At 67.1% G+C, this 6,249-nt stretch carries 6 protein-coding genes and 2 pseudogenes; 5 read left to right on the forward strand and 3 right to left on the reverse strand.

The window, feature by feature from the left end:
- Positions 1-222 (reverse strand): annotated as a pseudogene (locus NI18_RS15190) (hypothetical protein); the annotation flags it as partial.
- A gap of 63 nt (positions 223-285) precedes the next feature.
- Between NI18_RS15190 and NI18_RS15195 the strand changes: the two are divergent.
- Positions 286-943: pseudogene (locus NI18_RS15195) on the forward strand (alpha/beta hydrolase).
- A 144-nt stretch (positions 944-1,087) separates the two neighbouring features.
- Here NI18_RS15195 and NI18_RS15200 read toward each other — a convergent pair.
- Positions 1,088-1,267, reverse strand: a complete 180-nt coding sequence (locus tag NI18_RS15200) for a hypothetical protein (protein ID WP_037531082.1) — start codon at positions 1,265-1,267, stop codon at positions 1,088-1,090.
- A 110-nt stretch (positions 1,268-1,377) separates the two neighbouring features.
- On the opposite strand from NI18_RS15200, the gene NI18_RS15205 reads away from it, so the two are divergent.
- On the forward strand, positions 1,378-1,977 hold the full coding sequence (locus NI18_RS15205) for a hypothetical protein (RefSeq protein ID WP_197975088.1): 600 nt from the start codon (positions 1,378-1,380) through the stop codon (positions 1,975-1,977).
- A gap of 2 nt (positions 1,978-1,979) precedes the next feature.
- On the opposite strand, the gene NI18_RS15210 is transcribed toward NI18_RS15205, so the two are convergent.
- Positions 1,980-2,942: a threonine/serine dehydratase gene (locus NI18_RS15210; RefSeq protein WP_037531084.1), complete on the reverse strand. Its 963-nt coding sequence runs from the start codon at positions 2,940-2,942 to the stop codon at positions 1,980-1,982.
- Between the two features lie 137 nt (positions 2,943-3,079).
- On the opposite strand from NI18_RS15210, the gene NI18_RS15215 reads away from it, so the two are divergent.
- The 3 genes from NI18_RS15215 to NI18_RS15225 all read left to right on the forward strand — a co-directional run bounded on the left by NI18_RS15215 (position 3,080) and on the right by NI18_RS15225 (position 6,051).
- Positions 3,080-4,315, forward strand: a complete 1,236-nt coding sequence (locus NI18_RS15215; protein WP_037531086.1) for a type III PLP-dependent enzyme — start codon at positions 3,080-3,082, stop codon at positions 4,313-4,315.
- A gap of 132 nt (positions 4,316-4,447) precedes the next feature.
- Positions 4,448-5,509, forward strand: a complete 1,062-nt coding sequence (locus NI18_RS15220; RefSeq protein WP_031396469.1) for a deoxyhypusine synthase — start codon at positions 4,448-4,450, stop codon at positions 5,507-5,509.
- 116 nt (positions 5,510-5,625) lie between these two features.
- A complete protein-coding gene (locus NI18_RS15225; protein ID WP_037531096.1) occupies positions 5,626-6,051 on the forward strand; it encodes an MAPEG family protein in 426 nt (141 codons plus the stop codon).
- The last annotated feature ends 198 nt before the right edge of the window (positions 6,052-6,249 follow it).

Consider the following 6,249-nt stretch of genomic DNA (forward strand, 5'->3'; position numbering starts at 1 on the left):
CGGCCAGTCGAGCGCCTGCGCGATCCGGCGCCGCGCATCCTCCAGCGCCGCCCGTGCCGCGCGCCCCTCGGCATGCGGCGAGGACGGGTTCGCCCAGCGCGCCATGCCCTCCATCACCGCCGCGACGGCCTCCGGACGCATCGGCGTCGTGGCGGCGTGATCGAGGTAGATGCGGGGTTCGTTACGGGACAGGGTCGGTTCCAATTGCGAAAAGGGGTGCATTACCTATATAGCGCGCATCGTCCGGCACTCCACCCGAGTGCGTATCCCAGCTCGCGAGTGCCCATGCCAGAAGTCATTTTTCCCGGTCCCGAAGGCCGTCTCGAAGGTCGTTTTGCGCCGGGTCCGCGTCCGCGCGCGCCCGTTGCGATGATCCTCCACCCGCACCCGTCGGCGGGCGGCACGATGAACAACGCGATCGTGCAGCAGCTCTACAAGACCTTCCAGCGGCGCGGCTTTGCGACGCTGCGGTTCAACTTCCGCGGTGTCGGCAAGAGCCAGGGCGTGTTCGACAACGGCGTCGGCGAGCTCTCCGATGCGGCGAGCGCGCTCGACTGGGTGCAGAGCTTCCATCCCGAGGCGCAGACGACCTGGATCGCGGGCGTCAGCTTCGGTGCGTGGATCGGCATGCAGCTGCTGATGCGTCGCCCCGAGATCCGCGGCTTCATCTCGATCGCGCCGCCTGCCAATCTGTACGACTTCACGTTCCTGGCACCCTGCCCGTCGAGCGGCATCATCATCCAGGGCGAGGGCGACGAGGTCGCGACGCCGGGTGCGACGCAGAAGCTGGTCGACAAGCTGCGCACGCAGAAGCACATCACCATCCATCACGACACGATCCCGAAGGCGAACCACTTTTTTCGAGCACGAGATGCCCGAGCTGATGGGGTCGGTGGACAAGTATCTCGACATGCGGCTGGATCCGAATTCGCCGATCCGGTGAGCCTAAGCCCTTCTCCCCTCGGGGGAGAAGGTGGCGCGTAGCGCCGGATGAGGGCACGCTGCGAGCGTTGCGCTTCACAACGTGCCCTCACCCTCCCACCGCTGCGCGGCGGGCCCCTCCCTCTCCCCCCGGGGGGGAGAGGGGTTAGAGGGTCCAGATTGCTACGTTGGCGAGCAGTACCCCGGCCATTACGAGCATGAGTATGCCCTTGCGGCGGTCGTGGTTCTTCACGATCAGCGTGATGCCGGCGATCAGGCAGGCGAACATGCCGAGCATGGCGATGGCGGGCGCGGCGGCGGCGATGGCGGTCAGGGCGGCGGTCATGCGCCAGCGTTACGCCGAGCCGCGCCGATAGGGAAACCGGACGTGCCGCATTGACTTGATCGTCCGCGAAAATAGCATGGCCCCCGTCCCTTCCGGACCTGGGAGCCGCCATGCCGATCCTGATCGCCCTGCTCGTCGCGCAGGCCGCACCCACGCCCCCTGCCCCCGCGAATTGCCGCTATGACGAGGCGGCGATGCTCGCGCTCGACGAACGCGCGTTCGACCAGACACCGACCAGCGGCTGGCGACCACTCGCCGCGGCGGGATGCGATCTGGTCGCGGCGGATGCGATCGCGGCGTGGCGAGCGAGCCATGCGGGCGATCCGCGTACGGCGGGCCTGCTCAACTGGCACGAGGGACAGTTGCGCGCCAATGCCGGCCAGACCGCGCCCGCGATCGCGCTGTTCGAGGCCGCGCGCAAACCGCTGCCTGAGGATATGGGGTTCGGCTGGAACCTGTATGTCGACGGCAGCATCGCCTTTCTGCGCCGAGATCTGGCGGGCCTCGATACCGCCCGCGCCAAGCTCGCCGCACTCCCCCGGCCGGCGGGCTATGCCCCGGTCGGCGTCGACGGCAAGCCGCGCGCCTATGCCTGGCCGATGAACCTCAATATCCTCGACGGCTTCGTCGCCTGCTGGAACCGCGGCTACAAACAGGCCTATGCCTGCGCGAAGCCCGCGGTCCGCACGCTGCCGCCCGCGACCGGCTGAGATCAGCCCGCCAGCACCGCCGCATAGGCGGCGCGGTCGACATTGCCGCCTGACAGGATGACGAGCAGCCCGGGCTCGGGATGCACCTTGCCCGCCAGTAACGCCGCGAGCGCGACCGCGCCGCCGGGTTCGATCACCAGCCGCAACCGTTCCGCCGCCCAGCGCTGCGCCGCCGCGGTCTCCGCCTCGCTGACCGCGACGCCGGTCGCATCGCGGCGCGACAGGACGTCGAAGGTCAGCGGCGACACGCGCTGCGTCTGGAGCGAATCGCACGCGGTCGGCGGCGGGTTCGGCCCGACCGGCTCGATCCACGACGCTTCGAGCGACCGCCGCATGTCGTCCCACCCCTCGGGCTCGACCACCGTGATCGCCGCGTCCTTGACCGCGAGCGCGACCCCCGCCGCAAGCCCGCCGCCACCACACGGGACGACGATGCGGGACGGTGAACCCAGCCCCAGCGCCGCCATCTGCGCATGCGCCTCGATCCCCGCGCTGCCCTGCCCCTCGATGATCCACGGATCGTCGAAGCTCGGCACCAAAGTCGCGCCGCGTGCCTTGGCGAGCCGTGCGGCGATCGCCTCGCGGCTTTCGGTCGCGCGGTCATAGGCGACGACCTCCGCGCCGAGCGCCAGCGTCGCATCGCGCTTCGTGCGCGGCGCGTCCGACGGCATGACGATCGTCGCGGCGATGCCGAGTCGCCGCGCCGCCCAGGCCACACCCTGCGCATGATTGCCCGAAGAGAAGGCGACGACGCCGCGCGCCCGCGTGGCCTCGGGAATCGCGGTCAGCCGATGCCAGGCGCCGCGAATCTTGAACGCGCCGACCGGTTGCAGCGATTCCGCCTTGAACGCGACCGCTATCCCCCGGATTTCGGCCACGAACAGCGGCGTCGGCGGCAGGATGCGCGCGATCTTCTCTGCCGCGTCACGGACCCCGGCCCGTGTCGGCTGTCGCAAAATCGTCACACGTCGTCTCCTGTGGTGCAGATGCTATTTACATGGGGGGCGTGCGCCCCTAAATCGCGCTTCCGCTGCCCCATGGGACTTCCAACCGCAAGGCAGTGTTTTCGTAATTTGTCTCAGGACATTGGAGGTCCCTTGAATTGGTCAAGCATCATATCGCGCTGGGGTTAGCGAAAGCCCATTCGACCGCCGACACTCCCTTCATCGGGGGCGGCATCGACATCGCTAAGGGGCGCCCGGTCAATCCGGTCACGCTCGTTCGTCCGCACGCTGCTGCGCGCGCCGCTCGGTTCTTCGTCGAGAAGTTCCCGGGTCGCTCGATGTATGCGGTGAAGGCGAATCCTTCTCCCGAACTCCTGCAGATCCTGTGGGACAATGGCATCACGCATTACGACGTGGCGTCGATCGCAGAAGTGCGCCTGGTCGCGCGGACGCTGCCCGAGGCGACCCTGTGCTTCATGCACCCGGTCAAGGCCGAGGAAGCGATCGCCGAGGCGTATTTCACGCACGGCGTCCGCACCTTCAGCCTCGACAGCCTGGAAGAGCTGGACAAGGTCGTGCGCGCCACCCGCGAAGCCACCGACCTGACGCTGTGCGTCCGGCTGCGCGTGTCGTCCGAGCATTCGAAGCTCAGCCTCGCGTCGAAGTTCGGTGCCGCACCGCATGAAGCCAAGGAACTGCTGTTCGCGGCCCGCCAGGCGGCGGACGCACTGGGCATCTGCTTCCATGTCGGCAGCCAGGCGATGACGCCGGAAGCCTATTCGAACGCGATGGAGCGCGTCCGCGCGGCGATCGTCGAGGCGGCGGTCACGGTCGACGTGATCGACGTCGGCGGCGGCTTCCCGTCCTCCTATCCGGGGATGGAGCCTCCTCCGCTCGAGCGCTTCTTCGAGACGATCCACCGTGCGTTCGAATCGCTGCCCGTCAGCTATTCGTCCGAGCTGTGGTGCGAGCCCGGCCGGGCGCTGTGCGCGGAATATTCGTCGATCATCGTGCGCGTCGAAAAGCGCCGCGGGACCGAGCTGTACATCAACGACGGCGCTTATGGTGCGCTGTTCGATGCGGCGCATATCGGCTGGCGCTTCCCGGTCGAGCTGCTCCGCGAGCCGGACAGCCGTGCCAAGGACATGGAGTTCAGCTTCTATGGTCCGACGTGCGACGACATGGATCACATGGCCGGGCCGTTCCTGCTGCCCGCCGACATCCAGGCCGGCGACTATATCGAGATCGGCATGCTCGGCGCGTACGGCTCGGCGATGCGGACCGCGTTCAACGGGTTCGGATCGGACGAGACGGTGATCGTCACCGACGAGCCGATGGTCTCGCTGTACGACGAACGGTACCAGGACCTCGCGTCCAACGTCGTCACGCTGTAACCACTAGCTATTATTTCTACCGTCATTCCCGCGCAGGCGGGAATCCATAAACGCTATCGGCGCGGCTCGACCTAGCCCCCGAGTTTATGGATCCCCGCCTGCGCGGGGATGACGACGTTGAGGATGATGACCATGACCGAAGACACCCGCATCGACGCGCAGCGCAAGGCTGAGCTCCTGTCCACCACCGTCGAGCATATAGACATCACGAGCTTCGACGCGCGGCCGATCGTCGACGCGATGAAGAAGATGTCGTTCACCAGCCGCGACCTCGGCCGCGCGACCGACATCTACAACCAGATGCTCGCCGACAAGGACTGCACGATCTTCCTCGTGATCGCGGGCTCGACGAGCGCCGGCGGTTGCATGGACCTCTATGCCGAGCTGCTGCGCAACAACATGATCGACGGCATCGTCGCGACCGGCGCGACGATCGTCGACATGGATTTCTTCGAAGGCCTCGGCCACAAGCATTATCAGGCCTTGGAAGTGCCGCACGACGACGTGCTGCGCTCGCTGATGATCGACCGGATCTACGACACCTATATCGACGAGGAAGAGCTCCAGCACGTCGACCACACGATCTTCGAGATCGCCGAGACGCTGGAACCCCGCCCTTATTCGAGCCGCGAGTTCATCCGCGAGATGGGCAAGTACCTCGTCGAGCACGGCAAGAAGGAGAACAGCCTCGTCAAGCTCGCCTATGAGCATGACGTGCCGATCTTCTGCCCGGCGTTCGTCGACAGCTCGGCCGGCTTCGGTCTGGTCAAGCACCAGGTCGATGCCGCGAAGGCGGGCAAGCCGTACATGGTCCTCGACGCGATCGCGGATTTCCGCGAGCTGACCGAGATCAAGATCAAGGCGGGCACCACCGGCCTGCTGATGATCGGTGGCGGCGTGCCGAAGAACTTCATCCAGGACACCGTGGTGTGCGCCGAGATCCTCGGCCACGACGACGTCCAGGTCCACAAGTACGCAGTGCAGATCACGGTCGCCGACGTGCGCGACGGTGCGTGCTCGTCGTCGACGCTGCAGGAGGCGGCGTCGTGGGGCAAGGTCAACACCGGCATCGAGCAGATGGTGTTCGCCGAAGCGGGTTCGGTCATGCCGCTGCTCGCGTCGGACGCGTATCATCGTGGCCTGTGGAAGGACCGTCCGGTCCGCAAGTGGGGCGCGAGCTTCGACAAGGCCTGAGACGGGCGCGCTGATCCTTCCCCGCAAGGGGGAGGATTCTGCGATTGCTCCCGGTGCGCGATTAATGCAGCCTCCTCCGGGGAACCGGGGGAGGCTTTTTCATGCATGACGACCTGATCCACAGCGAGATCCTGCGGCCGATGGTCGCGCTGATCGCCTGGACGCTGGTGATGCTGCTCTGGATGCTGGCGACCCGCCTGCCCGCGATGAAGGCGGCGGGGGTCGATCTCAGCCAGCTCGTCGGCACCCGCGCCGCCGATGCGGACCGCTCGCTGCCCGCCAGTGCGCAGTGGAAGGCGCACAACTACAACCATCTGATGGAACAGCCGACGCTGTTCTACGCGGTGTGTGCGGTGCTTGCGCTCAGCCATACCGGCGACGGGGTCAACGCGTGGATCGCCTGGGCCTATGTCGGCTTGCGGGTCGCGCACAGCATCGCGCAGGCGACGACCAACCGGGTGCATACGCGGTTCATCCTGTTCCTGCTGTCGAGCCTCGCGCTGATCGCGCTCACGTTGCACGCGGCGATAGCAGTATTCTGACGGGACCATTGCCGGCGATGCGTGTCGATCGCCCCTTCCCCTGCGCGATCGGGATCGGCTAGCTACCGCGCCATGACCTTCGACCGCCGAACCTTGCTCGCCCTGCCGCTCGCGGCCGGGATCGCCCCCGCCGCCCTGCTCTCCGACGCCGCCGGCCAGTCCGCGACGAACGGGAGCGCCAATCGAGGCGCGCGGCTC

Source organism: Sphingomonas sp. Ant20 (genome assembly GCF_000783375.1).
GTDB classification, from domain to species: domain Bacteria; phylum Pseudomonadota; class Alphaproteobacteria; order Sphingomonadales; family Sphingomonadaceae; genus Sphingomonas; species Sphingomonas aerolata.

What these genes read in the sequence shown, in the direction of transcription:
- NI18_RS15200 (WP_037531082.1), bottom strand. Translation starts at nt 1,267, where the DNA reads ATGACCGCCGCCCTGACCGCCATCGCCGCCGCCGCGCCCGCCATCGCC.
- NI18_RS15205 (WP_197975088.1), top strand. Translation starts at nt 1,378, where the DNA reads ATGCCGATCCTGATCGCCCTGCTCGTCGCGCAGGCCGCACCCACGCCC.
- NI18_RS15220 (WP_031396469.1), top strand. Translation starts at nt 4,448, where the DNA reads ATGACCGAAGACACCCGCATCGACGCGCAGCGCAAGGCTGAGCTCCTG.